At 58.7% G+C, this 23,462-nt stretch carries 25 protein-coding genes; 14 read left to right on the top strand and 11 right to left on the bottom strand.

The genetic code is table 11. The features are described 5' to 3' along the window. Positions 1–2,526 carry a hybrid sensor histidine kinase/response regulator gene (locus tag E9954_RS30755; protein ID WP_136083148.1) on the top strand — a complete coding sequence of 842 codons (2,526 nt, stop codon included), beginning with the start codon at positions 1–3 and terminating at the stop codon, positions 2,524–2,526. 37 nt (positions 2,527–2,563) lie between these two features. Here the strand turns inward: E9954_RS30755 and serS are convergent, their stop codons facing one another. Further along, positions 2,564–3,829, bottom strand: coding sequence for a serine--tRNA ligase (gene serS / locus E9954_RS30750; protein ID WP_136083147.1), 1,266 nt, complete (start codon positions 3,827–3,829; stop codon positions 2,564–2,566). 190 nt (positions 3,830–4,019) lie between these two features. Between serS and E9954_RS30745 the strand changes: the two genes are divergently transcribed. Continuing rightward, complete coding sequence (locus E9954_RS30745; protein WP_136083146.1) at positions 4,020–4,625, top strand: nitroreductase family protein; 606 nt, start codon at positions 4,020–4,022, stop codon at positions 4,623–4,625. 21 nt (positions 4,626–4,646) lie between these two features. Here E9954_RS30745 and E9954_RS30740 read toward each other — a convergent pair whose 3' ends face one another. Continuing rightward, a complete protein-coding gene (locus E9954_RS30740) occupies positions 4,647–4,952 on the bottom strand; it encodes a hypothetical protein (protein ID WP_168442712.1) in 306 nt (101 codons plus the stop codon). Positions 4,953–5,164: 212 nt separating this feature from the next. Between E9954_RS30740 and istA the strand changes: the two genes are divergently transcribed. Both istA and istB read left to right on the top strand, forming a co-directional pair. Beyond that, entirely contained in the window at positions 5,165–6,655 is a 1,491-nt protein-coding gene (gene istA / locus E9954_RS30735; RefSeq protein WP_136083144.1) for an IS21 family transposase, read from the top strand. Then, complete coding sequence (istB, locus tag E9954_RS30730; protein ID WP_136078866.1) at positions 6,652–7,434, top strand: IS21-like element helper ATPase IstB; 783 nt, start codon at positions 6,652–6,654, stop codon at positions 7,432–7,434. Before istA ends, istB begins: the two co-directional genes overlap by 4 nt. Before the next feature lie 89 nt (positions 7,435–7,523). On the opposite strand, the gene E9954_RS30725 is transcribed toward istB, so the two are convergent. Together E9954_RS30725 and E9954_RS30720 are read right to left on the bottom strand one after the other, a co-directional pair. Next, a complete protein-coding gene (locus tag E9954_RS30725; RefSeq protein WP_136083143.1) occupies positions 7,524–7,853 on the bottom strand; it encodes a hypothetical protein in 330 nt (109 codons plus the stop codon). 153 nt (positions 7,854–8,006) lie between these two features. Next, positions 8,007–8,219, bottom strand: coding sequence for a hypothetical protein (locus tag E9954_RS30720; RefSeq protein WP_136083142.1), 213 nt, complete (start codon positions 8,217–8,219; stop codon positions 8,007–8,009). Positions 8,220–8,681: 462 nt separating this feature from the next. On the opposite strand from E9954_RS30720, the gene mutL reads away from it, so the two are divergent. Next, entirely contained in the window at positions 8,682–10,562 is a 1,881-nt protein-coding gene (gene mutL / locus E9954_RS30715; RefSeq protein WP_136083141.1) for a DNA mismatch repair endonuclease MutL, read from the top strand. Between the two features lie 26 nt (positions 10,563–10,588). Here mutL and E9954_RS30710 read toward each other — a convergent pair whose 3' ends face one another. Together E9954_RS30710 and E9954_RS30705 are read right to left on the bottom strand one after the other, a co-directional pair. Continuing rightward, positions 10,589–11,173 carry a hypothetical protein gene (locus E9954_RS30710; RefSeq protein ID WP_136083140.1) on the bottom strand — a complete coding sequence of 195 codons (585 nt, stop codon included), beginning with the start codon at positions 11,171–11,173 and terminating at the stop codon, positions 10,589–10,591. Between the two features lie 52 nt (positions 11,174–11,225). Further along, a complete protein-coding gene (locus E9954_RS30705) occupies positions 11,226–12,107 on the bottom strand; it encodes a cyclic nucleotide-binding domain-containing protein (RefSeq protein WP_136083139.1) in 882 nt (293 codons plus the stop codon). A gap of 48 nt (positions 12,108–12,155) precedes the next feature. Here E9954_RS30705 and E9954_RS30700 point away from each other — a divergent pair, with 48 nt between their 5' ends. Together E9954_RS30700 and E9954_RS30695 are read left to right on the top strand one after the other, a co-directional pair. Next, a complete protein-coding gene (locus tag E9954_RS30700) occupies positions 12,156–13,436 on the top strand; it encodes a Gfo/Idh/MocA family protein (protein WP_136083138.1) in 1,281 nt (426 codons plus the stop codon). Positions 13,437–13,449: 13 nt separating this feature from the next. Next, on the top strand, positions 13,450–14,106 hold the full coding sequence (locus E9954_RS30695) for a 3-keto-disaccharide hydrolase (RefSeq protein ID WP_168442710.1): 657 nt from the start codon (positions 13,450–13,452) through the stop codon (positions 14,104–14,106). Positions 14,107–14,195: 89 nt separating this feature from the next. On the opposite strand, the gene E9954_RS30690 is transcribed toward E9954_RS30695, so the two are convergent. The 3 genes from E9954_RS30690 to E9954_RS30680 form a co-directional block, all read right to left on the bottom strand. Continuing rightward, positions 14,196–14,420 (bottom strand): hypothetical protein, encoded by a 225-nt coding sequence (locus E9954_RS30690; RefSeq protein WP_136083136.1) that lies wholly within the window; start codon positions 14,418–14,420, stop codon positions 14,196–14,198. Between the two features lie 140 nt (positions 14,421–14,560). Further along, positions 14,561–16,483, bottom strand: coding sequence for a response regulator (locus E9954_RS30685; RefSeq protein WP_136083135.1), 1,923 nt, complete (start codon positions 16,481–16,483; stop codon positions 14,561–14,563). Next, complete coding sequence (locus E9954_RS30680; protein WP_168442709.1) at positions 16,480–17,766, bottom strand: hypothetical protein; 1,287 nt, start codon at positions 17,764–17,766, stop codon at positions 16,480–16,482. Before E9954_RS30680 ends, E9954_RS30685 begins: the two co-directional genes overlap by 4 nt. Before the next feature lie 189 nt (positions 17,767–17,955). Here E9954_RS30680 and E9954_RS30675 point away from each other — a divergent pair, with 189 nt between their 5' ends. Then, complete coding sequence (locus E9954_RS30675) at positions 17,956–18,360, top strand: hypothetical protein (RefSeq protein ID WP_136083133.1); 405 nt, start codon at positions 17,956–17,958, stop codon at positions 18,358–18,360. Positions 18,361–18,363: 3 nt separating this feature from the next. Here E9954_RS30675 and E9954_RS30670 read toward each other — a convergent pair whose 3' ends face one another. Continuing rightward, entirely contained in the window at positions 18,364–18,759 is a 396-nt protein-coding gene (locus tag E9954_RS30670) for a gamma-glutamylcyclotransferase family protein (protein WP_136083132.1), read from the bottom strand. 38 nt (positions 18,760–18,797) lie between these two features. On the opposite strand from E9954_RS30670, the gene E9954_RS30665 reads away from it, so the two are divergent. Beyond that, complete coding sequence (locus E9954_RS30665; protein WP_136083131.1) at positions 18,798–19,190, top strand: NFACT RNA binding domain-containing protein; 393 nt, start codon at positions 18,798–18,800, stop codon at positions 19,188–19,190. 44 nt (positions 19,191–19,234) lie between these two features. Here the strand turns inward: E9954_RS30665 and E9954_RS30660 are convergent, their stop codons facing one another. Then, positions 19,235–19,861 carry an NUDIX hydrolase gene (locus E9954_RS30660; protein ID WP_136083130.1) on the bottom strand — a complete coding sequence of 209 codons (627 nt, stop codon included), beginning with the start codon at positions 19,859–19,861 and terminating at the stop codon, positions 19,235–19,237. A gap of 124 nt (positions 19,862–19,985) precedes the next feature. On the opposite strand from E9954_RS30660, the gene E9954_RS30655 reads away from it, so the two are divergent. The 5 genes from E9954_RS30655 to E9954_RS30635 all read left to right on the top strand — a co-directional run bounded on the left by E9954_RS30655 (position 19,986) and on the right by E9954_RS30635 (position 23,446). Next, positions 19,986–20,582 carry a TetR/AcrR family transcriptional regulator gene (locus E9954_RS30655; protein WP_168442708.1) on the top strand — a complete coding sequence of 199 codons (597 nt, stop codon included), beginning with the start codon at positions 19,986–19,988 and terminating at the stop codon, positions 20,580–20,582. Between the two features lie 83 nt (positions 20,583–20,665). Then, the gene (locus E9954_RS30650; protein ID WP_136083128.1) at positions 20,666–21,610 is read left to right on the top strand and encodes an NADP-dependent oxidoreductase; all 945 of its coding nucleotides are present in this window, start codon (positions 20,666–20,668) and stop codon (positions 21,608–21,610) included. A gap of 21 nt (positions 21,611–21,631) precedes the next feature. Then, a complete protein-coding gene (locus E9954_RS30645) occupies positions 21,632–22,180 on the top strand; it encodes a nitroreductase family protein (protein ID WP_136083127.1) in 549 nt (182 codons plus the stop codon). A gap of 27 nt (positions 22,181–22,207) precedes the next feature. Then, complete coding sequence (locus tag E9954_RS30640; RefSeq protein WP_136083126.1) at positions 22,208–22,498, top strand: putative quinol monooxygenase; 291 nt, start codon at positions 22,208–22,210, stop codon at positions 22,496–22,498. Positions 22,499–22,612: 114 nt separating this feature from the next. Further along, positions 22,613–23,446 (top strand): DUF4437 domain-containing protein, encoded by an 834-nt coding sequence (locus tag E9954_RS30635; protein WP_136083125.1) that lies wholly within the window; start codon positions 22,613–22,615, stop codon positions 23,444–23,446. Positions 23,447–23,462: the final 16 nt, after the last annotated feature.

Raw genomic sequence — 23,462 nt, 5'->3', positions numbered from 1 at the left:
ATGATCCAGCCCCAACAGCGCATTGAAAAAGACCCCCGGATCCGCAACCGTCTCGGACGCGGATTTGCCCTGGCTTGCGCAGCGGCCGGCCTGCTGCTCGCCGGCGCAACCTACGTATCCTCCAAATCCAATCCCGCAAACCTCCCCGTCTTCGTCGGCGTGGCCGTGGCCGTAACGATTCTGCTCGGCTACATGGTCGGGCGCCTGCTCGGCAGCCGGATCGAGCGCGAGGAATACGAGCGCAACAGCGAGATCCACGAAAACCTCGAAGTGGTGCAGGAGCTCATGAAAGCCAACGAGTTCCTCGAAACCGAAACCCTCGACCTCAGGAAGCACCGCAAGGCCCTGCTGAGCATCATGGAGGATGCCGAACGCTACAACGAGGAACTCAAGCGCGAGGTCATCGAACGCAAACGGGCCGAAAGCGACGCCGCGCGCGCACGCGACAATATGGAACTGATCCTCCATGGCGGCGACCTCGGCTACTGGGACTGGGATATCCCCGGCAACGCCTATTCCTACAACCACCGCTTTGCCAGCATCCTAGGCTGCCGCATCGACGACCTCGCCCCCGACTTCGACTGGCACAAGCAACACATCCATCCCGACGACCACGCGCTCGTCGACCGCACCCTCGCCGCCCACCTGGATGGGAAGACCGACACCTACACCTGCGAATACCGCCTGCAAAAGGGATCGAAGGAGTGGATCTGGGTGCTCGACCGCGGCCGCGTGATCGAGCGCGGCGAAGAGGGCTCGCCGCAGCGGATGGCCGGCACCCTGCTGGAGATCACCGACCGCAAGGAATACGAACTGGAAATGAAGGAAGCCAACCGCCTGCTCGATAAACGCAGCCGGGAGCTTGAGGAAAACCAGCACATCATCATGGGCATGATGGAAGATGCGAACGACGCCCGGGAAAGCCTCGAAGGCGCCAACCGGCAATTGCTCGTGGCCCGCGAGAAGGCCGAACAGGCCACCCGCGCGAAATCCGACTTCCTCGCCAGCATGAGCCACGAAATCCGCACGCCGATGAACGGCATCATCGGCACCGCCAGCCTGTTGAGCGACACCCAGCTCTCCAAGGAGCAGCGCGAATACCTGCGCATCGTGCAAACCTCGGGCGATGCCCTGCTCACCCTGCTCAACGACATTCTCGACTTTTCCAAGATCGAGGCCGGCAAGCTCAATCTCGAACCGCAACCCTTCGACCTGCGCGAAACCTGCGAACACATTACCGAGCTGCTCACACCCACCGCACTGGAAAAAGGCGTCGACCTCATCCTGCGCTTCTCGCCCAACACGCCGCCTTTTGTGACCGGCGATTCGGGGCGCATCCGGCAGGTACTCATGAACCTGGCCAGCAATGCGCTCAAGTTCACCCGCGAAGGCTATGTCTACATCGATATCGAGGCCGTCGCCGGAACGGAAGCGGAAACCACCATCAGCTTTACCGTCCGGGACACGGGCATCGGGGTTTCGCGCGATGAATTGCCGCAACTGTTCCAGAAGTTTTCGCAGGGCGATTCCTCCACCACGCGCGAGTTCGGCGGCACCGGCCTGGGCCTGGCCATCTGCAAGCAACTCGTCAACCTGATGGGCGGAAAGATCGGAATGGAAAGCGAACTGGGCAAGGGTTCCACCTTCTGGTTCCGGCTCAACCTACCCATTGCAAGCCGCACGCAAGTCTCGGCGATCGACCAGGCCCTGTTCAAGGGTGAACAGGTGTTGGTCATCGACGAAAAGAAAATCATGGGGCAGGCCATGGTGGAATGGCTCAACCGCTGGGGGCTCTCGGCCGAGATCATCAACTCCATGGAAAGCGCCGCGGAGCGCATCCGGAGCAATGGTTTCAAGATTGTCCTGGTCGAGGAATACCTCGCCTACGACGCCGACAACCCGTTCTTCAACAATCCGGAATTCGAACACATCACCTTCTTCATCATCTGCTCGATCACCAATCGCGACTTCCGATCGCTCGACCACGCCGGGCTCGCCACCAACCTCGTGAAACCGATCCGCCTGAACAACCTGCTCGCCAAGACGGCGCATGCCCTTGGCTATCCGATCGACATCGCGACCATGCACCCTCCCCGCACGGCCGATGCCAAACCGCAGGTCGAAACCTCAACCATCACCAGCGCAGGGTCGCGGCGCATCCTCATCACCGAAGACAACCTCGTCAACCAAACCGTGGCCAAGCGCATGCTCGTCAAGGGGGGCTTCGAGGTCGAGGTGGCCGAGAACGGCGAACAGGCGCTGCGCAAGGTGACCGGCGGCACCGAGTTCGACCTCATCTTCATGGACTGCCAGATGCCGCGCATGGATGGTTATGAAGCCTCCCGCCAAATCCGCACCTACGAAAAGGAGTCCGGCTCCGGCACCCGCGTGCCGATCATTGCCCTCACCGCCAACGCCATGCAGGGCGACCGCGAAAAATGCCTGGATGCCGGCATGGACGACTACATCGCCAAGCCCGTCAAGAAGGAAGCGCTCTTCGAGATGCTGCGCCGGCATTTGGGCTGACAGCACCGCTCAAAAAACGACCATCCTTCACCAACCCCTAGGCGAGCTTTTGCAGCCCGCCCATGTAGGGCCAGAGCACTTCGGGAAGGTCGATGCTGCCATCTTCGTTCTGGTAGTTTTCCATGATGGCAATCACCAAACGCGGCAGGGCAACACCGGAACCGTTGATGGTGTGGACGAAGGCCGGCTTGCCGTCTTCGTTGCGGTAGCGGATGTTGGCGCGGCGCGCCTGGTAGTCGTGGAAATTGGAGCAGGAGGAAACCTCCAGCCACTTGTCCTGCGCAGGCGCCCACAGCTCGATGTCGTAGCACTTGGCGGCGCTGAAGCCGAGGTCGCCGGTGCAGAGTTCAATGACGCGGTAGTGCAGTCCGAGCAACTGAAGCACCTTCTCGGCGTCGAGCGTCAGCTTTTCGTGTTCTTCTTCCGAGGTTTCGGGGGTGGTGAACTTGACCATCTCCACCTTGTCGAACTGGTGCACGCGCAGCAGGCCGCGGGTATCCTTGCCGGCGGAACCGGCCTCGCGGCGGAAGCAGGGGGTGTAGGCCGTGTGGCAGATCGGCAGTTCCTTGTCCACGATCTCGTTGGCATACATATTGGTCACGGGAACCTCGGCGGTCGGGATCGGGTAGAGGCCGTCGAGCGGAATGGCATACATGTCTTCGGCAAACTTGGGCAGCTGGCCGGTGCCGGTCATGGTCTGCGCATTGCACATGAACGGCGGCGCCACTTCAATGTAGCCATGCTCCTCGGTGTGCAGGTCGAGCATGAACTGGATGAGGGCACGTTCCAGCTTGGCCCCCTTGCCGGTGAACAGCGGAAAGCCGGAACCGGAGAGCTTGGCCCCGCGTTCGAGATCGAACAAACCGAGTTCGGCACCGAGATCCCAGTGCGCCTTGGGTTCGAAACCGAGTTCCACCTTTTCGCCCCAGGAGCGGATGACGGGGTTGTCGTTCTCGGTCAGTCCGACGGGCGTGGTGGCCGAAGGCAGGTTGGGAATATAGAGCAGACCTTCGCGGAGCTTGGATTCGACTTCGCGCTGTTCTTCGTCCAAGGCGGAAATCCGGTCGCCCATTGCGCGAACCTCCGCCTTGATTTCCTCGGGGTCCTTGCCTTCCTTGATCATCAGGCCAATGCTTTTGGAGATGCGGTTGCGCTCGGCCTTGAGCTCATCGACCTCGGCCACAATGGCGCGGCGGCGGTCGTCGAGCGCAATGACGGCATCGATGTCCACATCCGCGTTGCGGTTTTTCATGGCGGTCTTCACCGCATCGGCATTTTCACGTACAAATCGAATATCCAGCATGTTACACCCCTATGGATTGGAAAAGTCGGTATTATTCGCCTAATCGTCCAAGGTTTGGAAATGAAAAAGGCGGGGAATTTCCCCGTCGTGCACCACACGCCCCCCGATCGATCTCGAAAACCTAATACTTAAAACTTAACACCCCTGGCCCGATCACGTATGCTCTAGCGCAAATACGAGGTAAAGAGTCATGAATGTCCCGGCTGCCATCCAGAATCGTCGTTCCGTACGGCACTTCGATCCCGACCACAAAATGACGAAGAAGGAGACCGACAAACTCCTTTCGCTAACCTTGCACTCGCCGACCGCCTTCAACTTGCAGAACTGGCGCTTTGTGCTCGTGCAGGACATGGAACTGCGTGAACAGATCAAGAATGCCGCGTGGGATCAGAGCCAGGTCACCGAAGCGGCGGTGCTGATTATTCTCTGCGCCGACCTGAAAGCCTGGGAAAAGGAACCGATCCGTTATTGGCGATCCGCCCCGGAACCGGTGCAGGAATTCATCGTCCCCGCCATCGAGCAATACTACAGCGGCCTCGACCAGGTTCAACGCGACGAAGCCATGCGCTCCTGCGGCATCGCCGCACAAACGCTCATGCTTGCCGCAAAGTCCATGGGCTACGATTCCTGCCCCATGGACGGATTCGACTACGATTTAGTCGGAGACCTGATCAACCTACCCAGCGACCATGCCATCTGCATGGCCGTTGCCATCGGCAAGGCCATCGGCGAGCCCGACCCTCCCAAGGACAGGCTTCCGTTGGATGAGGTTGTCATCACCGACTGCTTTGAATAAGCGAGGACTCCGCCGGTTGCCCTAGCGGTGCGAATGTCGGTGATGGTGGTGGTGTTTCTTGTGCTGGCTCTTGTATTTGTCCGAATGGGCGGCTTCGCCCCTCTTCCATAGGTGGGTGAACCGGTAGCGCGCAAAGGCGATAATCAGGAAAGTCCCCGTCAGCACCAGCGTTATGCAGGCGAGGAATCCCACCGGCGTTGGACTGGCAATCCCTGCGCCATCCCGCGCCTGCAGCATACAGATCGTAAGAATGCCGCCAACCAAGCTGACCAACGCCGCCACCAAGGCCACCAAATTTGGTTTTTGCCTATACATATATGAACCCATTGCGCCATCTCCGAACCGATTAAACCATATCTTTCCAGATAGCTACTGAAGCAACAATGAACGATATGTAAACGCCGGTTGAAAAGTGCACCGGGCGGCGGGGCGGTCTAAAAGTGTAACACTCCAACTAAAACTTCCGGATTTCCGGACGGATCGGGCAACGTGGTTGCCTAACCGTTTCGGAACCGGGAGGTAAAGGAGTGTACATAGACATGCAATGGTGGATCGACATCAGACGAAAGGTGCTTGTTGAAGGCGTCAGCAAACGACAGGTTAAGGCCGAGTACAGGATTCATACCAGGACGCTGGAGAAGATTCTGGCGCATCCTAAGCCTCCTGGATACCGGATGACCCAGCCGAGGTCGAAGCCCATGATCGGGCCGTTTCTCGGCCGGATCGAAGAGATTCTCCGGCAGGACCGGGAGTTACCGAAGAAGCAACGGCATACAGCCAAGCGGATTTTTGATCGCTTGAAAGAGGAAGGATACACCGGCGGGTATACGCAGGTAAAAGATGCCGTGCGCAACGCCCGGGTGCGGTTGAAGGATGTCTACATTCCGCTGGCTCATCGGCCCGGCGAGGCGCAGATGGATTTCGGCTATGCCCTCGCTAAAATAAACGGCCAGCTTCGGAAGGTCGCATTTTTTGTGATGAGCCTGCCGTATTCGGATGCGGTTTATGTGCAGGCCTACGAAAAGATCTGCACGGAGGTTTTCTGGGATGGGCATGTGAGGGCCTTCACCTTTTTCGATGGCGTACCCTGCCGTATCAGCTACGACAACGAGCGGGTGATGGTGGCCAAGGTGATGAAGCGCCACCAACGCAAGCTCACCGACGGGTTCCTCCAGCTCCAGAGCCACTATCTGTTCAAGGAACACTTCTGCAACGTGGCCCGAGGTAACGAAAAGGGCGTGGTCGAATCGATGGTGCGCTATACTCGTTCCAACTTCATGGTTCCGGTGCCGGAGGTTCGTAGCTTTGATGAGCTCAACCGCATGCTTGAAGAGCGTTGCCGGGAGGAGCTTGGGCGTAAACTGCGGGGCAAGGACGGAACGAAGGGGCAGTTGCTGGCCGATGAGCGTGGCCGTTTTATTGATCTGCCGGTCGTGCCGTTCGAGTCCTGCCGGGTGCGAACCTGCACCGCCAGCTCCTTGTCGCTCGTGCGTTTCGACGGCAACGATTATTCGGTGCCCGTGCGCTACGCCCACTACGAAACGGTGGTCAAGGGCTATATCGACCGGATTGTGGTCTGCCGGGGCGATGAATGCATCGCCGAACATCCCCGGTTGTGGGGCAAGGCCGGCGTCCATTTCAACCCCGTGCACTATCTCGCACTGCTCGAACGCAAGCCCGGCGGGCTCGACCACGCCCGGCCATTGGAAGACTGGAAACTGCCATCCTGCTTTCGGGATCTGCGCAGCAGGCTGGAGGCCGATCTCGATGGCGAAGGAACCCGGGAGTACATCAAGGTGCTGCGTCTGCTCGAAAAGCATTCACCCAAGGAACTGGCCCGGGCCGTTGAGCAGGGGCTGCGTTGCGGGGCCTCCTCCCGAGACGCCATTGCCCAGTTCCTCATTCCCCGGCCGGAATGGCGATGCACCCGGTTCAACCTGGATGGACACGAGCATCTACGCCACGTGCAGGTCGCCAGCGCAGATGTGGCCGATTACAATCGCCTGCTCGGACAGGAGGTGGGCGCATGAGTGCACAGACCTCGTCACACGTACTGCTGGAGCACTACCTCAAAACGCTCAAGCTGCCGAGTATCCTGCGGGAGCACCGCAAGATGGCCTCGGTCTGCCAGGCCGAAGGGGCCGACTACTCGACCTACCTGCTGCGGCTCATCGAACAGGAGATTCATGACCGGGAACAACGGGCCGCCGAACGCCGGCTCAAGTCCGCCCGTTTCCCCGTCGTGAAAACCCTCGATAGCTTCCGGTTCGAGGAGCAGCCATCGATCAACCAGCCGCTAGTGCGGGAGCTTGCCCACGGCGAGTTTATCAAGGAGCGGGAGAACGTATTGCTGATCGGCAACAGCGGAACCGGAAAAACCCACCTCGCCACCGCCTTGGCGTTCGCCGCCTGCCAGATGGGCTTCAAGGTGCGGTTCTTCGGCGTCACCGCCCTGGTCACGCAGTTGCTCGAACGCCGGGAGGAAAGGCAGCTTGACCGGTTCTTCAAGCAACTCGAGCGCTCCGACCTGCTCGTTCTCGATGAACTCGGCTACGTTCCGTTCTCCAAGCTGGGGGCTGAACTGCTTTTCGAAGTCGTCAGCCGGGCCTACGAACGCACCAGCCTCGTGGTGACCACGAACCTGCCCTTCGAATCATGGACGGAGGTGCTGGGCTCCCAGCGGCTTACCGGAGCCTTGCTCGACCGCCTGACCCACCGGGTCCATATCCTCGAGGCCAATGGTGAAAGCTTCAGGTTGCAGGACTCATTGCGCCGCCGGGGACAGCGGCAGAAAACAAAGAAACCGTAGGAGCAATTGACACCCGCAAGGAAGCGGGGTAATTAACGAAAAAGTGTTACACTTTTGGGCCGCCGCCCGGTGCACTTTTCAACCGGCGTTTACATCAGGAGATCTCCCGTCTCCTGCCGAACCAGTTCATATTTCCAGGCTGCCTGCCCATTATGCAGCAGCAGCAAATCGCGCTCATCATCGATTCCGCTGATCATCACATTGCGTTTCAGCATCGTTTCCTCTCCTAGTGCCTGGAGGCGCAAGCGCACGGTATAGCCATCGATATTGACCTCGCACACGCTGTATTCGTTGGTCGAAGCTTGGCTCCAAACCCCCTGAAGCTTCTGTAAATCCAGCGGCAGGGAGTCGGCCGCGCTTTCATTTTTAACGGCATCAATCGCCCCTTCGCCACAACCGGCCAACAACAAGGCAGCCATGCCAAGCAATCCTATTAGGTATCTAAGACCGCACCGCATCTTGTTTATTCCATCCCTTCCTTTGTTAACTAATGTACGTTGCCTAATCGTTTTTCTTACATTTTTTTTCGAAAAAACGGCCTCGGCCCCGAATCCCGGCTTCGAAGACCGCCGCTAGCGGCGCGGTTTCCGCCCCTTGTTGCCCCGTTTCTTGTGCTGGTTCTTGTATTTATCCGAATGCGCCGCACCGGTGCTTTTCCATAGATGGGTGAACCGATAGCGCGCAAAGGCAACGATCAATAAGAGCCCACTGGCAAAGCAGGTGATGCTGGCAACCAGGATCATCGAGGAAACCGCGAGCTCCCCGGCCGCCAGCCTTGGCCGCATGGAAAGGAGCAGAGCGATCCAACTAGAATTATGCAAAGCGCCAAAACCAGAGCCGTCGGCGATGGCCGGTGCCGGTACATCATCGCGGCCATGAAATTGTCCTTATCTGTTGAGATTTCATTTTCTACCTGTATATCTTCGGTTTATGGATCAACTGGATTTATATCCTCCCGAAACCGGCTTATAAATATTAATCTTCGCCGTTTTTTAGTATTTTTTACTACTTATTGGCATAACGCAAGTTGCTGTCATTTAGACGTTCGACAACCCCTTGAAAAAAGCTTTTCAATCTTCCCGGCCAACCATTCGCCATACTTAATCCCTACATTGGCCGATTAGAATGGATGGCCGGAAGAGCGTAAATACGGCACATGCCGTAGCGGCGACCGCCCATCCCCCTGTCAGCCAAAAACCGGGTTGCGGAACTTTCATTGGCGGGAGGCGTTTTGCTATGTTCCCCCGATGCGCGAAAAACCCGTTATCCAGATGCTGCCCGACCAGGTGATCAACAAGATTGCCGCTGGCGAGGTGGTCGAACGCCCGGCCTCCGTGATGAAGGAGCTGTTCGAGAATTCGCTGGACGCGGGCGCCACCCAGGTGGATGTGGAAGTCATCCGCGGCGGGCGGCAACTAATCTCCATCACCGACAACGGCTGCGGAATGAACCGCGACCAGGCGCTGCTGAGCATCGAGCGCCACGCCACTAGCAAGATCCGGTCGGAGGCCGATATCGAGAACATCCACACGCTCGGGTTCCGCGGCGAGGCCTTGGCGGCCATTTCGTCGGTATCGCGCTTCACCTTAATCACGCGTCCGGAAGAGGATCTGGCCGGAACCGAGATCCAGATTGCGGGCGGGAAATTCCTGGGCTGCGAGGATATTGGCTCCCCGGTCGGCACGCGCATCGAGATCCGCAACCTCTTTTTCAACGTGCCCGCCCGACGAAAATTCCTGCGCGCGGAACAGACCGAGCTAGCGCACATCCGCCAGCTCTTCCTGGTGCACGCCCTCGCCCACCCCGACATCGGCATGAGCCTGAAGGTGGACGAACGCATGGTGCACAACCTGCCGATGGCCGGCAAAATGGAAGACCGCATCAGCGAACTCTACAACCACGGCTTTTTCGAACAGCTGCTGCCGATCGATCATGCGGACGAAGAATACACGATTACCGGCTATGCCGGCCTGCCGCAAACCGGTCGGAAGGATCGGCAGGATCAATATATCTTCGTGAACGGCCGCCCCGCCGCCGCGCCGGTCGTCTACCACGCGCTCAACGAGGCCTACCATTCGCTCATTACCAAAGGCCGCTATCCCGCCGTCTTCCTCTTCATCGAAATGGAACCTTCGCTCGTGGACGTCAATGTCCACCCGACCAAGAAGGAAGTCCGCTTCCGCAAACCAAACCAGTTGCGCGACGCCATCGTGGCCGCCCTCAACAAGGCGCTGACATTCCAGGGAGAGGAACTGCGGCCGTTGAACGCCGAACCTCCAACCACCCCGTCGGACGAGGAGCGCATCACGCTACCCCCGCCCAAGCCGGTGCGGCCCCGGTTCGAGACCCAGAAGCAGATGGACGACATCCTCGTTCGTCCCGAACTGGCAGAATCTAGAATATCGAACATGGAACAAGGAACACCGAAGGAAGAAACGCGTCCTCCCTCGGTCGCGTCCTCTTCCGGGAGTGAAACAACGGTGCCCGCAAAGGAAGATCACGGATCACGGATCACGGATCACGCCACGGCCTCGCCTTCGGCGAGCCCGTGGGGCTGGTGCCGGATCGTGGGGCAGCTGGGCGGGAACTATGTGGTGCTCGAAACCGAGGATGGCTATGTGCTGATGGAGCCGCGCGCTGCGCACGAACGGGTGCTCTTCGAAAAATTCATGCGGGCCGCGCACCGCCACGAGGTGCCGAAACAGGGGCTGCTTGCCCCGGAAACCATGGACTTGCTACCGTCCGATGCGCTGGTGGTGCGCAAGCATATCGATGTGCTTCAGGAACTCGGGTTCGGGGTTTCGGAATTCGGCGGCGACACCTTCATTGTGGATGCCCTGCCGGTCTATGTGCAGAACGAGCCGGCGGAGACCCTGCTGGTGGAAATCGTCCGCGAAATCGAAAAAGCCGGAAAGAAGCGCGGAGCGCACGAACTGGTGCGGGAACAGATTGCCCAGGCCGCCTGCCAGACCGCGGTGCGCACGAAAGACCAGCTTTCCGACCGGGAGATCGAAAAGCTCGTGGCCGACCTGGCCAAAACGGAAATGCCCTACACCTCGCCGCGCGGCCGCCCCACCCTCATCTACACCAGCTTCGCCGAACTCAACCGAAAGTTTAGCCGCGATTAGTTTTTGGAGCGCCGCACTCCACTTTTTTAAAAGTGCGCAATCTTGCGGGAACTGGGGGCAATCTTGTAGCGGTGCTTCCCTTCCTTGACTTGCTCGTGGAAGTGCTTGTGCGCCTTTTCATAGCGCAGCAGCTCTTCCTCCGATGAAGCGGCGGCATTGTCCACCTTCAACTGCTCGTAGGGGCCTTCGGCCAGCTTGAGGGTGTTGTGGATCGAACGGACAATGTCGTTGGCGCGGCGCTGGTATTCCTCGGCCTGCAATGCAACGGATGCCTGGTTGGCCCCGAGGAACGTAAAAAACGAGGTATCGCTCTCCACCGTGTGCTTCAGGTTCATCATGGAAAGCACGGCTTTCACATTGCCCGCGAGCAGGTTGATGAAGCGCCCAAACTGTTCGTCGGTTTCGTTGGAACCGGTGTCGCGGATGGAAAACCGGGCATGCTGGCGGGCCACCCGCAACAGGAATAGGATCTCCTCGTAGTCACCGATCTTGGTTTCCGGGGGAAACGCGTTGTGCTGGGCCGAGATCAACTCGGCCGCGCGTTCGAAAAACACATCCCGCCGGGCCAGATGCACGGGTCGGTTCTGCTTGAAATGATCAATCGCCTTCACCGTCGAAACGTTAACAACATGGCCACGGATTCCGAGCTTATATTACGTTTCTTTACGCGATGGTGCTATCCGCGTTGAAGGAGCGGCCGGACTGGGAGAGCTGGTCGGCCAGGGCGCGCACCTTGGAGCTCAATCCCGACAGGACGAGCGAAACAGGTAGCTCGTCGCCACCGGCGCTTTCCATCAGCTCGCCCATGGACATTCGGTAGACGACGGTGGGTTCGAGCGCGCGCAAGGTGGCATATTGCGGCTTGTGCTCCACCACCCCAAGGATGCCGAGCACCTCGCCGGCCCCCAGGGTGGCAATCTCGGTGTCGCGCCCGTTGATGTTGCGCAGGGCGCGCACGCGGCCTTGCTTGATGATGAACATATCCTCGATGGGATCGCCTTCCCGGATGAGGGTGTCGCCTTTCGCGAAATTATGGAGGCGCTGGTGCGCCTTGCGGGCGGCGACTTCCCTGCTGATGAAGGCATAGATGCCGCGCGCCACCAGGCCGGCCGTGCTCCCGCAGGCAATGCCGACGGTGTTGGCGATCATGTCGCGCGGGTCGAACGAGCGCCCGGTGAGGCGCTGGAGAAACTCAATCACAACCCCCAGGCCAATCACGGCCAGCAGGCCGGGGATGAAATAGCGCGGCCTCAACGCCAGCACGAAGGTGGCCGAAAGAATGAAGTAGCCGGAAAAATGGATGATTTTATCGAGCGGAACATCCCGATGGCTCACCAGACTCCGGATCAGCGCAAGCGTCACCCCCAAAATGCCGAACATCAGCATAATCGTCCGTGTCCGCGGCCCGATATCGAAAACCGATTTTGAGATCAGCGCCAGTTGATAGTCATCCATTTCGCCCTTTTTCATTTTACCCATCGACTGCCTCCGGTTGTTGGACTCAAACAAGTGGCAAAGATCGAGCCTATTGTCTAGTATTGTCATTGCTGAACGTCTAATGGGAAATCTGAATTTAACCAAGGAGTGGGAAAAATGAAGGAAGTTTGCACACGTAGGAATTCGCTGAAGACCACCGCAATTGCGGGAACCGTGGCCGGGCTGGCCGGCATGGCCAACGCCGCACCGGGCAAAAAGGTGAAAGTGGCGCTCGTCGGTTGCGGCGGCCGCGGCAAGGGCGACCTCGGGAATTTCCTGAAAGCCTGCAAAACCCTCGGCCTGGAAAGCGAAGTGGTTGCCTTGGCCGATGCGTTCGAAGAAGCCGTGCTGGGGCATGGAAAACACTTCAAGGTGCCGGCCGACCGCTGCTTCGCGGGCTACGACGCCTACCACCAGGTTGCCGCATCGGATGCGGAATTCGTTTTGCTCGTCACCCCCCCGCTGTTCCGCCCGCTGCATCTGGAAGCGATGCTCAAGGCCGGCAAGCATGTTTTCATTGAAAAGCCGATCGCGGTCGACGCGCCGGGTTGCCGCAAGGTGCTGGAGCTGGGCGAATATGCCAAGGGCAAGGGCCTCGGGATCTCCGCCGGCATGCAGCGGCGCCATTCGGCGAAATACCTCAAGAACCAGGCGCTGGTCGAAGCGGGCGCCGTGGGCGAAATCCTCGGCGGCATCGTCAGCTGGAACGGCACGGTTCCGTGGATCAAGGAGCGCAGGCCCGGCGACTCGGACGCGGACTACCTGGCGCGCAACTGGCTCAACTGGATCGAGACGGGCGGCGACCATATCGTCGAACAGCACGTGCACAACCTCGATGTCGCCAACTGGTTCATCGGCCATACCCCGAAATCCGCCGTCGGATTCGGCGGCCGCGCGCGCCGCGAGTCCGGCAACTCGTTCGATTTCTTCAGCGTCGACCTCGACTATGGCAACAACGTGCATATCCACAGCCAATGCCGCCAGGTTTCGGGTTGCTTCAACCGCGTCGGCGAGGAGCTGCGCGGCTCCAAGGGCTATGTGCTGGGCGGCGGCAAGCTGAGTGGCGACGACTCGATCAGCGTTCCGGAACCCCAGGTTGATTCCGACAACGATGGCGAACAGGAAATGATCGATATGATCCGCGGCGTCCGCTCGGGCAAGCCGCTCAACGAGGCGCAGATCGTGGCCGAGGCCACCGGAACCGCCATCATGGGCCGCATCGCCTGCTACACCGGCCAGAAGATCCTGTGGAGCGATCTGTTCCTGAATCCGAAGTCGGAGTGGTACGCCTTCACCCACGGCATCGCCGCCGAGGACTTCGAGAAGGGAGCGGTCAAGCTTCCGCCGGAAAACGTCGTACCGGTTCCGGGCGATGGAAAACCGATCCGCAGACGCTAAACTGGAGATGACCATGAAAAAGCTATTGACTGTTTTACTGCTAGGTGTTGCGACCGCGGCCTTCGCCGAGGAGGGGTGGACGCCCCTCTTCAATGGCAAGGATTTCACCGGATGGACGTTCGACACCCTCGACAAAGCCGCACCGGAAACCATCTGGTCGGTGAAGGACGACACGGTGGTCGTGATGGGCAAGGGCAAGCCCAACGGCGTGATGCGCACCGAAAAAAGCTATTCGAACTATGAACTGGAATTCCAATGGCGCTGGCCGGACACCGGGGGCAACAGCGGTTGCCTGATCCACTGCACCGATCCCCGCCTCATGAGCGTCTGGCCGAAATCGATGGAGGTGCAGCTGATGAAGGACAACGCCGGCGATTTCTGGGTGATTGGCGAGACGATCGAGGTGCAACCGGAACAGATTGCCAAGGGCAAGAACAACCAGCCCAGCCGCCGCAGGCTCAACCTGGTTGACGGCGCCGAAAAGCCTTCGGGCGAATGGAACCAGATGCGCATTGTTGCCAAAGACAACACCGTCGAGGTATTCGTTAACGGAACCTTGGTCAACAAGGGTTGGAACATGTCGGTTTCGGAAGGCGCCATCTGCCTCCAGGCCGAACGGGCGAACATCGAGTTCCGCAACATCCGGATCAAGGCCATGCCGGCGGGATAATAATCAAGACCCGAAAGACCCAAACACCCAATGCCGATTCAATTCGGGATTGGGTGTTTTGCTGTTCGTCATTCCGCTGAGCCACAAGCTCAACGATAGCGGTCGTGCCACAGGTGCTTGAACCACATGCGCCCGGTGGAGACGATGAACAGCAGGCCGGAGACGACAACGGAAATGGCCAGCAAGAGGTTGGCCCGCTCATGGGCCGGGATGTCGCCGGGATCGCGGTGGCCCTCGAAGAAAAAGAGCACCCCGAGCAACAGAACCACGATGGCAATCGCGAGGGTGCCTTTGTTCGGCTTCATTCTAAACATGGGAACTTTTCCGTGTCCGTGCATTGATTATCCTTTTCGTCCCGGGCTCATACTTGATGCAACAGTTTGCAGAACCAAGACCGACAGGCGCCACAAGAAAAGGTTCAAATTTTTAGTAGAATTTACTAGCAGCGGACGGGTCAGGCATATTGCTTAAGCAGTCCGCGGATATCCTCGCGCCGGACGGGCTTGGAGAGATAGCCATCCATGCCCTGCTCGAGGAATTTCTCGCGGTCGCCCTTCATGGCATGGGCCGTGATGGCAATGATCGGCGTGCGCCGCTCGTCGCCTTCCTGTGCGCGGATCATGGCGGTGGCCTTGAGCCCGTCGAGCACGGGCATCTGGATATCCATCAGGATAAGGTCGTAGCGGGGGCGCTGTTCGAGCGGTTGCGTGAGCTTGAGCCGCACGAGCGCATCCCGGCCGTTTTCGGCAATATCGACCCGGCATCCCATTTTTTCGAGGAACTTGGCGATGACGCGCTGGTTGAGCTTGTTGTCTTCGACCACCAGCACATCGAGTCCGAGCTGATCTTCCTGCGGTTGCTCCTCCACCGCGTTTTCGTCCCCCGGCGGATTGTCCATGTTCAAGGTAATGTTGAAACTGAACACCGCTCCTTTCCCCGGTTCGCTGCTGACGCAAAGCTTTCCACCCAGCTGTTCCACCATCTTCTTGGAGATGGCCAATCCCAGCCCGGTGCCACCAAACTCGCGCGTGTGCGAACCGTCGGCCTGGGTGAATTCGTGGAAGATGAACTGCTGGGCCTCTTCGGATATGCCGATTCCCGTATCCGCAACCCAGAACCGCAGCGTGCATTCGTTTCCCGTCCGCTCCAGGCACTCGACACCGGCTACAACATGGCCTTTCTGGGTGAACTTGATCGCGTTGGCCATCAGGTTGATCAAGATCTGGCGCAGGCTGCCTTCGTCGGTGCGGACATGCGGAAGATTGGAGGGGCAGTTGACCTTCAGCTCCAGCCCCTTCTCCTTGACGGAGGGCGTGAAAAAGGTCTGCAGCTCGTTCATGACCTTGCCCACGTCCACCGTATCGATGTTGAGGTCGAACTTGCCCATTTCGATGCGCGAGAGATCGAGGATGTTGTTGATGATCTTCAGCAGGTTGTCGGCCGAGGCGGAGATGGTTTCGACATACTCGTGCTGCTCGGGCGAAAGCTCCGTATCCCGAATCAACTGCGCCATGCCGAGCACCCCGTTCATCGGGGTGCGGATTTCGTGGCTCATGTTGGCCAGGAATTCGCTCTTGGTGCGGCTGGCCTTTTCGGCCTCCTCCTTCGAGGTCTCCAGCTCGGCCTTCAGGCGCTCCTGCTCGGTGCGCTGGTTTTCGAGCTGGTCCACCATATGGTTCACGCCGCGGCCGAGCTCGCCGAGTTCATCGAGGGAGACCGTGCGTTTCACCCTGGGGGAAAGGTCGCCTTCCTGGACCGACTGGATGCAGGCGAGGATGTTGTTGAGCCGGGGCACGGTCATCTGGCGCACCAGCAGGGCGCTGAATAGGGTGATCAGGACAATGCTCGCAAGGAAGCCGCCGAGGAAGCCGAGGGCATTGCGTTGCTTGCGCTGGGCGGCGTTGCCGGTTTCGAGCTTCAGGCACAGGTTCCCGAGCCACTGGCCATCCGAAACGAGCGAGAGGGTGGCCAGCAGGTAGGTTTTGGAGTTTTCCCGGATCCGCATCGTGGCGGCGGCCGCGAGCTCTTGGGTGCAGTTGGGGAACCCCCTGAACTCGGCCACATCCGTTATCGGGGTTCCCTCCAGCTCGGGATCCGTGCTGTAGTAGATGGTGCCGTCCGGCTGCCCCACCAGGGCCAGCACGACCGTTTCGCCAACGAGCCGCGAGAGCGCATCGGCATCGCGCGCGGTAGAATAGGAAATGGCGCTCTGGCTCATCAGCCGCCCGGGAATCTGCGCCACATAGTCGAGGCGTTCGTCGATCTCCTGGTTGAAACGGCTGGCATAGAACAGCTCCAGCCCGGAAAGCAGGACGGAAGCGATCATGAAAATCGCCAGACCGAGCTTGAAGGCCAGCGAGAGAAAAATCTTTTTCATTCGCCCCCCTCGTCGCCGCGCAACTTAAGGACGGCGACTGCGGCGCGCTCGGGGTCGATCGAGGGATATTGCTCGACAAACCTGCTGGAAAAGACCGGAGGGTCCGCCATGAGGTTGTTGCATTTCAGGCGGAGCCTCCGCTGGAATTCGGCGTGGATGTCCTGCCCAAAGGTTGGGTCGTACAAATCGCCCTTCAGCCCGGTTGGGCACTTGGTGTAGCGCACCCATTTCTGGGCGATCGGCGGGCGGCTCCAATGGCGCATCAGCTCGATGCCCGCATCGCGCCCCGGCGCATTCTTCAGGACCGCCCAGGTGGTCAGGTATCCGCCGACCGCGTGGCTGTTGCCACCGAATCCAGGCATTTGGGCCAAACGCAGCTGCCCGATCCTTTCGGGACATGCGGTCTTGAATGCATTGTAGCGCCAGGTGGCATCAAAGAAAAACAGGGCGCGGTTTTCGACCAGCATGAAGCGAGCGGCATCCGGCCAGGTCACCGAAGCGGCATTGCCCTCGGTGGGCTGGTAGCGCCCCAGCTCGCCGAAAAACGCATCCGTACGGGCATAGGCCTCTGCGATGGTTGGTCCATCCGCTTCGCCCTCGGAATCGCACTCGGGGAGGCAGGAATAGAGAAGCCCATAGTAGAGGCGGCGGAACGAACCGGAACGCGCCACGTCGAGAAACGCCGCAATGGGTTCGGCCGCGGTTTGGTTGTAGGCGTGCACCTTTTCGACGTAGCCCAGCAGATCCTTTTCCGTCATGCCCTCTTCGCGGATGTCGAGGCCCAGCCGGTCGGCCACGGATTGGTTATACCAGGCCGTGTAGAGAAACCCTTCGATGTAGGGCCCCGGGAACACCCCGGCCGTGTACCGGTGGGCATCCTTGCCCTCCACCAGGAAATTTTTCTGGGTCTTACCGAAACCGGGCACCGCGCAAAAATCGACCAGATGCTTGCGCCCCCAGTCCCAATCGTCCAGCTGGTCGGCCACCATGCTGTAGATCAGCGGGTCCAGCCACACCACGTCCCAGTCGAACGTTCCCGAACGGATCATTTCCACAATGCAGTTCGCGGCGGAAAGCTGCGACTTTTCCGGAAGAACATCACTTGCGAACTGGAACTCGACATCCAGTTTAGGATGGAGGAAGCGGAATTCATCGAGCACTTCGCGAACCATTTGCTCCCGGCCGCCCTCCCCCTTCCAATGCCCCATCCAGCGCAACTTGCCCGTGTCGGCCGAAATATCCTCCGCAAGGCTAGAGCAGACTCCATAGCAAAGGAAGGCCATTGCGCATGACCACGCAAGCCATCTCCCTGCCCGTTCCCTGTTAAAGCCCTTGCTCACATTCCTCCTTAATATACAGACTTCACACAAAATCAGACAATCGAAGCACTTGCAACCCATTTTGGGAGTCGATTCCTCTCTCGACAATCCCCCGGGCCACCATTAGTTTACGAGCGAAGGGAGGTGGATTCGATGATCACCGCAAGGCAATGCAAAGAAGTCTCCGTCCGCGTGCTGAACGATATCGGCATTCTCGCCCAGCTCACGAAAATCGTGGCCGACAAGGGCGTCAATATCCGCGCCGCCGCCGCCTGGGTCGAAGACGAGAACAAAGGCGTCGTCCGCCTTGTGACCGACGACAACCTCAGGGCCATCGATGCCCTGCGCGCCCACAGCTATGCCCCCGAAGAAATCGACTCGATCGAAGTGCCGATGCAGCACTCCCCCGGAATGCTGGCCAGCATTTGCACCAAGATCGGCAACGGAGGAATCAACATTAAATACCTATACGCCAGCGCACCGGTATCGGATGAAATCTGCCTGGCCGTACTCTCCACCAGCAACAACGAGCGCGCGCTGGTGCTGCTGAACGAATAGGCGTCAAACCTCGCTCCAGCCTTTGTACTCGCTGCAAAAGGAAGCCAGTTGCCCAGGGGTTAATTGCTCCGGGTGCCAAGGCTCCGGGGCGGCAATGTGCCTACAATCGTCGGAAAGCACATAGGCAAAGGCTTTGGCGTCTCCAAGGCAGACCCCGATCCGGTCATATTCCTCCCCCTCGAACGCGTCCAGGCGCCCGAACTCGTCCGCCGTCAAACCTTGGTAGAGAATCCCCGCAACCGAATCATCCAACGAAACGACAATCACTGGATAGTGCTGGCCAATCACGCGCAACCGCGTGTAGCCCTCGAGCGTCGCCGGCTCCCCTTCGAGCCGTCGCCCCATCACCGCCTGCAGCACCTCCGGCCACATCAAAGTTCCATAAGCGAATAGATTCATCTTCGTTTCCCCGCCTTTCGTGGTTAACAATATTCCCCATGAGAGGAAAAGAAATACAGCCCGATTTCTGGAAATACGAACTGCCCGGCGGTTTCGAGGCGCTCGCCGGAAAAACCGACGCCGACAACGACCTGCTCAGCCTCAGGGTCGCCAGCGCCAACGACCTCTGGTTCCACGTCCACGGCATGCCCGGCAGCCACGTCATCCTGCGCCATCCCGACGGCGAAAAACCCGACAACGCCACCATCAAACAAGCCGCCGCCATTGCCGCCTGGCACTCCAAGGCCCGCACCGCCGGCAACGTCCCCGTCAAATACACCGAAGCCAAGCACGTTGGAAAACCACGCGGCGCCAAGCCCGGAACCGTCACCATCAAACGCGAAAAAACCACCAAGGTCCGCCCCGCCATCCCGGGAAAAGCGTCTAATTAGAATTCACGGCCGTCAATTCTAATTCGACGCTTTGGGAGCGGGGCTTAGTCGAATTCGGTCGGGAGCTCCGGGTTTTTGTGGTGTTTGGCCATCAGCTCGACTTGTTCCGGCAGGGTGCGGGCGCGGGACAGCGGCGGCAGGTCGCCAACCGGGAAGAAGCGCGCTTCGGCAATGTCGTGATCCAAGCCCCCTGCCTCTCCGATGATTTCGCAGAGGAACATCAGTTTGTAGGTGTGGATCGGGCGCTTGTCTTCGTTGTAGTGCAGGTCGCGGTCGAGCACGGCGGCGAGCTTGGTGCAGCGGACTTCGTAGCCGGTTTCCTCGCGCAGCTCGCGCTCGACGGCGGCCGAGGGCGGGTCGTTGACGTCGGCCCATCCGCCCGGGAGGCTCCATAATCCATCATCGAGTTCCCGGCAGAGCAGTACCTGCCCATCCCGGAAAACCGCGCCGCGAACATCGACGCGGGGGGTGGCATAGCCGGTTTCGCCCTCGAATAAATCCAGCCATTGGTTGAAAGGGACATCCGAGGCTTCGGCCATCATTTCGGCGACCAAAGCACGGAGTTCGGTGTAGCGTTCGCGATCGTAGGGATCGGCGGCATACTCGAGGCCGATCTGCGCGATGGCCTTGACCTTGCGCGCCCATTCGACGTGTTTTGCTTCCGAATCCATTGCGTGTTCCTTCTTGGTTTGCCCCGTCCGCTTATTCCATGAACCAGGCTATCACAAGGGAAAAAGCAGAAGGATTCATTTTTCGCTTGCCTTTGTAGACGACCGGTCTAATATGTGCAGCGAAATGAAGGAACAAACGACCAAAGAACGCATTCTTGATGCCGCCGAAGAGATCATGCTGGAAAAGAGCTTCCACTCGGTCGGCCTGAAACAGATCCTGGATGCCGTCAACGTGCCGAAGGGATCGTTCTACCACTATTTCGAATCCAAGGAGCAGTTTGGCGTCGAGATGCTGAAACATTACATGGCGGAAGCCTGCGCGCTGAAACGGTCGTTGCTGATTGCGAGCGAGATGGAGGCGGATCCGCTGGTGCGGTTGTTTAACTATCTGGACGGCAGCGTCGATTTCATTGCCAACAACCCCGGCAAATACCCCTGTCTGGCGCTTAAGCTGGCTTCGGAGGTTTCCGACCTCAGCGAAGGGATGCGCACGGAGATTGTTCGGGGAATCCTGCAATGGATCGATATCTACCAGGAGGTTCTCGATGAGGCGGTTACCGAAAAGAAACTTCCCGGCGCCATCGATACCGCAGCCGAAGCCCAGCTGATTCAGGATCATTGGTCCGGGGCCGCCCAGCGATCCGTCATCAGCCGGAATGCCACCCCAATTCGCCAGACGGTCGAGCACATCAAAACAAGGATCGGCAACATGGCCAACTAGCCATCTATTTTTTTACCGCACACTAGACGACCGGTCTATTTCGACCGGGCGAGAGACAATTAAAACCAAATGGAGAACATGAAATGAAAGCATACCTGTTGAAGGAAGCCGGGGGTGTTGAAAACCTCGTTCTGAGCGAAATCGAAAAACCGGCCATCAAAGCCGATGAAGTTCTGGTTGAAACCAAAGCCATCAGCATCAATCCGGTCGACGTGAAAGTCCGCCCGCACGAAGCCGTGCTCAACATGATCCTCGGCACCGAAGAGCGCCCGGTTATCCTCGGCTGGGATATTTCCGGAACCGTGGCGGAAGTCGGCGCGGATGTCACCGACTTTGCGGTCGGCGACCAGGTGTTCGGGATGGTGAATTTTCCAGGGCATGGAAAAGCCTATGCGGAATATGTCGCCTCCCCCGCCAGCCAGCTCGCCCAGATTCCGGAAGGCACAACGTTTGAAGAAGCCGCGGCAACCACGCTGGCCGCCTTGACCGCCCTGCAGGTATTAACCGGTCGGGTGAAAGCGGGCGACCGGGTGCTGATCCATGCCGGTTCCGGCGGTGTCGGCCATTTCGCGATCCAGATGGCCAAGAATATCGGCGCACACGTGATCACTACCTCGTCCGCGAAGAACCGCGAGTTCTGCATGGCACTCGGTGCCGATGAGCACATCGACTACCGCGAACAAAAGTTTGAAGAGGTCTTGGCCGACATCGACTTCGTGCTCGACGGCATGGGCGGACAGGTACTGGAAGATTCCCTGAAGGTCGTTAAGTCCGGCGGCAAGATTGTTTCCCTGCCAACGCATACCTTCCCGGAAGAGCTGCAGGCCGAAGCCGATAAACTCAACGTTGCCCTCGAGTTTGTCATGGTTACTTCGAATGGCGACGACATGAATACGCTGAAAGGGATGCTCGAAGCAGGCATCCTCAAGCCGCATGTTTCCGTTACCTTCCCGTTTGAACAGCTGGCAGACGCCCACCTGCAAATCGAATCCGGCCGCACCGTCGGCAAGGCCATCGTCACCCTATAACCAAACAGAGGAATACTCAAAATGGATGCCATTGAAATGATCAAGGAACGCCGCAGCGTTCGTAAATTCAAAGCAGGCGCGGTCGATCGAAACACCATGAAGGAGATCATCGATCTTGCCCGCTGGGCGCCGTCGTGGGCGAACACCCAGATTGCGCGCTACACGCTGGTCGATAGCCCCGACGTCATCAGTAAAATTGCCCACGAAGGGGTAAAGGGATTTTCCTACAACATGAAGACGCTGGAAAACGCCAAGGGCGTCTGTGTGCTCAGCCATGTGACCGGCAAAAGCGGACGGCTGGATCCAGAAAAGTTTGATATGGAGTTTGCCAACCCGGAAGCGTGGGAATCCTTCGATGCCGGCATCGCTTGCCAGACCTTCTGCCTGGCCGCACATGCCAGAGGCGTGGGTACCACCATCTTTGGCGTCATCGACAAGGACACTATTCCGAAACTCCTGAACCTGCCCGAAGACGAAACGGTTTCGGCCCTGATCGTCTATGGCTGGCCTGACGAAAGCCCGAAACCCACCCCGCGCATGGAAGCCGACGAAATCCTGCGCTTTGTTTAGAACCAATTATTCTAAGGAGAAAATGAAATGGCACTGACCATCGTTGCAACAATCAAAGCGAATGCCGACAGCGTGGATCTCATGAAAAGCGAACTGCTGAAGCTGGCTCAAATAACCAACGCCGTAGACGAGGGCTGCATCAACTATCATCTGCACCAGGACAATGAAGCGCCGATGCTTTTTGTGGTTTACGAAAACTGGGAATCCCCGGAGCTGCTGCAGAAACATGTTGATTCGGCACACTTCCAGGCCTTCATGGCCGCAACGGAAGACGCAACCGAAGAGTTTACTGTGAACACACTGACCCAAATCGGATAGTTAAATTCTGGAGTGCGGTGGCAACCAACGGGCGACACCGCTTTCGGAAAGCGCCGTGGCATTTCATTTCCCGGCGCACTCCAAAAATATTTAAACAGCCACAGGAGAAAAAAAATGAATCCCAAGAATACGATATCAATAGTACTGCTTCTCGCGGCCAGCTCCCTGGTGGCGGGTTGCACAACCATATCGTCGGATATGGCCGGGAACGGGAATATAAACGTGATCCAGGCGGACGATGTTGAATATACCCATCTCAACCCCAAGCGCGGTGATCTCGCGCCAAAGGCGGGAACGCTGTGGGGTGATCGCAACGGCACCGAGCCGACCGGTTTTCTGCTGAAGCCGCCGAGCAATTTTGAGTCGCCCCCGCATATCCACAACGTTTCCTACCGCGGCGTCGTGATTCAGGGCGTGATTCACAATGATGATCCCGATGCGGCCGAAATGTGGATGCCGCCTGGCTCGTTCTGGACGCAGCCTAAGGGTGAAGTCCACATTACTGCAGCCGAAGGTCAAACCTCGCTGGCCTACATTGAAATTGAGAAAGGGCCTTACCTCGTGCTGCCGGAAGAGCAACATTTCGACAGCGGCGAACGTCCGGTCAACGTGGATGAACAGAACATTGTATGGCTGAGCGCATCCGACATTAACTGGGTGGATGAAGACGGCGCACAGATGGCCTTTCTCTGGGGAGACACACAGGAAGGGGAACTGAATGGAACCTTCATCAAGCTGTCCGCCGGATTTGAAGGTGCAATAACCAGCCGCGGTTCAACCTTCCGGGCCGTGCTCGTTAAAGGAGCGCTTGACTATAAAGGTAAGGATCTGCTTCCGGGCAGCGGGATCGAAGCCTCCGGGCCGGCCGTGCTGGAAATTGAAGCCGATGCCGAAAGCCTTATCTATGTGCGCACGGATGCCAAATACAAGATCATTCCGGCTAAGTAACGGTTCACTCATTCGC

This window comes from Pontiella desulfatans (assembly GCF_900890425.1).
In the GTDB taxonomy this organism is placed as follows: Bacteria; Verrucomicrobiota; Kiritimatiellia; order Kiritimatiellales; family Pontiellaceae; genus Pontiella; species Pontiella desulfatans.
Note: the sequence above shows the minus strand (reverse complement) of the source record. Positions and strands in the feature narration are given on the sequence as shown.

Coding starts and splice junctions, on each gene's coding strand:
- E9954_RS30755 (WP_136083148.1), top strand. CDS start 1: ATGATCCAGCCCCAACAGCGCATTGAAAAAGACCCCCGGATCCGCAAC.
- serS (WP_136083147.1), bottom strand. CDS start 3,829: ATGCTGGATATTCGATTTGTACGTGAAAATGCCGATGCGGTGAAGACC.
- E9954_RS30745 (WP_136083146.1), top strand. CDS start 4,020: ATGAATGTCCCGGCTGCCATCCAGAATCGTCGTTCCGTACGGCACTTC.
- E9954_RS30740 (WP_168442712.1), bottom strand. CDS start 4,952: ATGGGTTCATATATGTATAGGCAAAAACCAAATTTGGTGGCCTTGGTG.
- istA (WP_136083144.1), top strand. CDS start 5,165: ATGCAATGGTGGATCGACATCAGACGAAAGGTGCTTGTTGAAGGCGTC.
- istB (WP_136078866.1), top strand. CDS start 6,652: ATGAGTGCACAGACCTCGTCACACGTACTGCTGGAGCACTACCTCAAA.
- E9954_RS30725 (WP_136083143.1), bottom strand. CDS start 7,853: ATGGCTGCCTTGTTGTTGGCCGGTTGTGGCGAAGGGGCGATTGATGCC.
- E9954_RS30720 (WP_136083142.1), bottom strand. CDS start 8,219: ATGCGGCCAAGGCTGGCGGCCGGGGAGCTCGCGGTTTCCTCGATGATC.
- mutL (WP_136083141.1), top strand. CDS start 8,682: ATGCGCGAAAAACCCGTTATCCAGATGCTGCCCGACCAGGTGATCAAC.
- E9954_RS30705 (WP_136083139.1), bottom strand. CDS start 12,107: ATGACAATACTAGACAATAGGCTCGATCTTTGCCACTTGTTTGAGTCC.
- E9954_RS30700 (WP_136083138.1), top strand. CDS start 12,156: ATGAAGGAAGTTTGCACACGTAGGAATTCGCTGAAGACCACCGCAATT.
- E9954_RS30695 (WP_168442710.1), top strand. CDS start 13,450: ATGAAAAAGCTATTGACTGTTTTACTGCTAGGTGTTGCGACCGCGGCC.
- E9954_RS30690 (WP_136083136.1), bottom strand. CDS start 14,420: ATGTTTAGAATGAAGCCGAACAAAGGCACCCTCGCGATTGCCATCGTG.
- E9954_RS30685 (WP_136083135.1), bottom strand. CDS start 16,483: ATGAAAAAGATTTTTCTCTCGCTGGCCTTCAAGCTCGGTCTGGCGATT.
- E9954_RS30680 (WP_168442709.1), bottom strand. CDS start 17,766: ATGGCCTTCCTTTGCTATGGAGTCTGCTCTAGCCTTGCGGAGGATATT.
- E9954_RS30675 (WP_136083133.1), top strand. CDS start 17,956: ATGATCACCGCAAGGCAATGCAAAGAAGTCTCCGTCCGCGTGCTGAAC.
- E9954_RS30670 (WP_136083132.1), bottom strand. CDS start 18,759: ATGAATCTATTCGCTTATGGAACTTTGATGTGGCCGGAGGTGCTGCAG.
- E9954_RS30665 (WP_136083131.1), top strand. CDS start 18,798: ATGAGAGGAAAAGAAATACAGCCCGATTTCTGGAAATACGAACTGCCC.
- E9954_RS30660 (WP_136083130.1), bottom strand. CDS start 19,861: ATGGATTCGGAAGCAAAACACGTCGAATGGGCGCGCAAGGTCAAGGCC.
- E9954_RS30655 (WP_168442708.1), top strand. CDS start 19,986: ATGAAGGAACAAACGACCAAAGAACGCATTCTTGATGCCGCCGAAGAG.
- E9954_RS30650 (WP_136083128.1), top strand. CDS start 20,666: ATGAAAGCATACCTGTTGAAGGAAGCCGGGGGTGTTGAAAACCTCGTT.
- E9954_RS30645 (WP_136083127.1), top strand. CDS start 21,632: ATGGATGCCATTGAAATGATCAAGGAACGCCGCAGCGTTCGTAAATTC.
- E9954_RS30640 (WP_136083126.1), top strand. CDS start 22,208: ATGGCACTGACCATCGTTGCAACAATCAAAGCGAATGCCGACAGCGTG.
- E9954_RS30635 (WP_136083125.1), top strand. CDS start 22,613: ATGAATCCCAAGAATACGATATCAATAGTACTGCTTCTCGCGGCCAGC.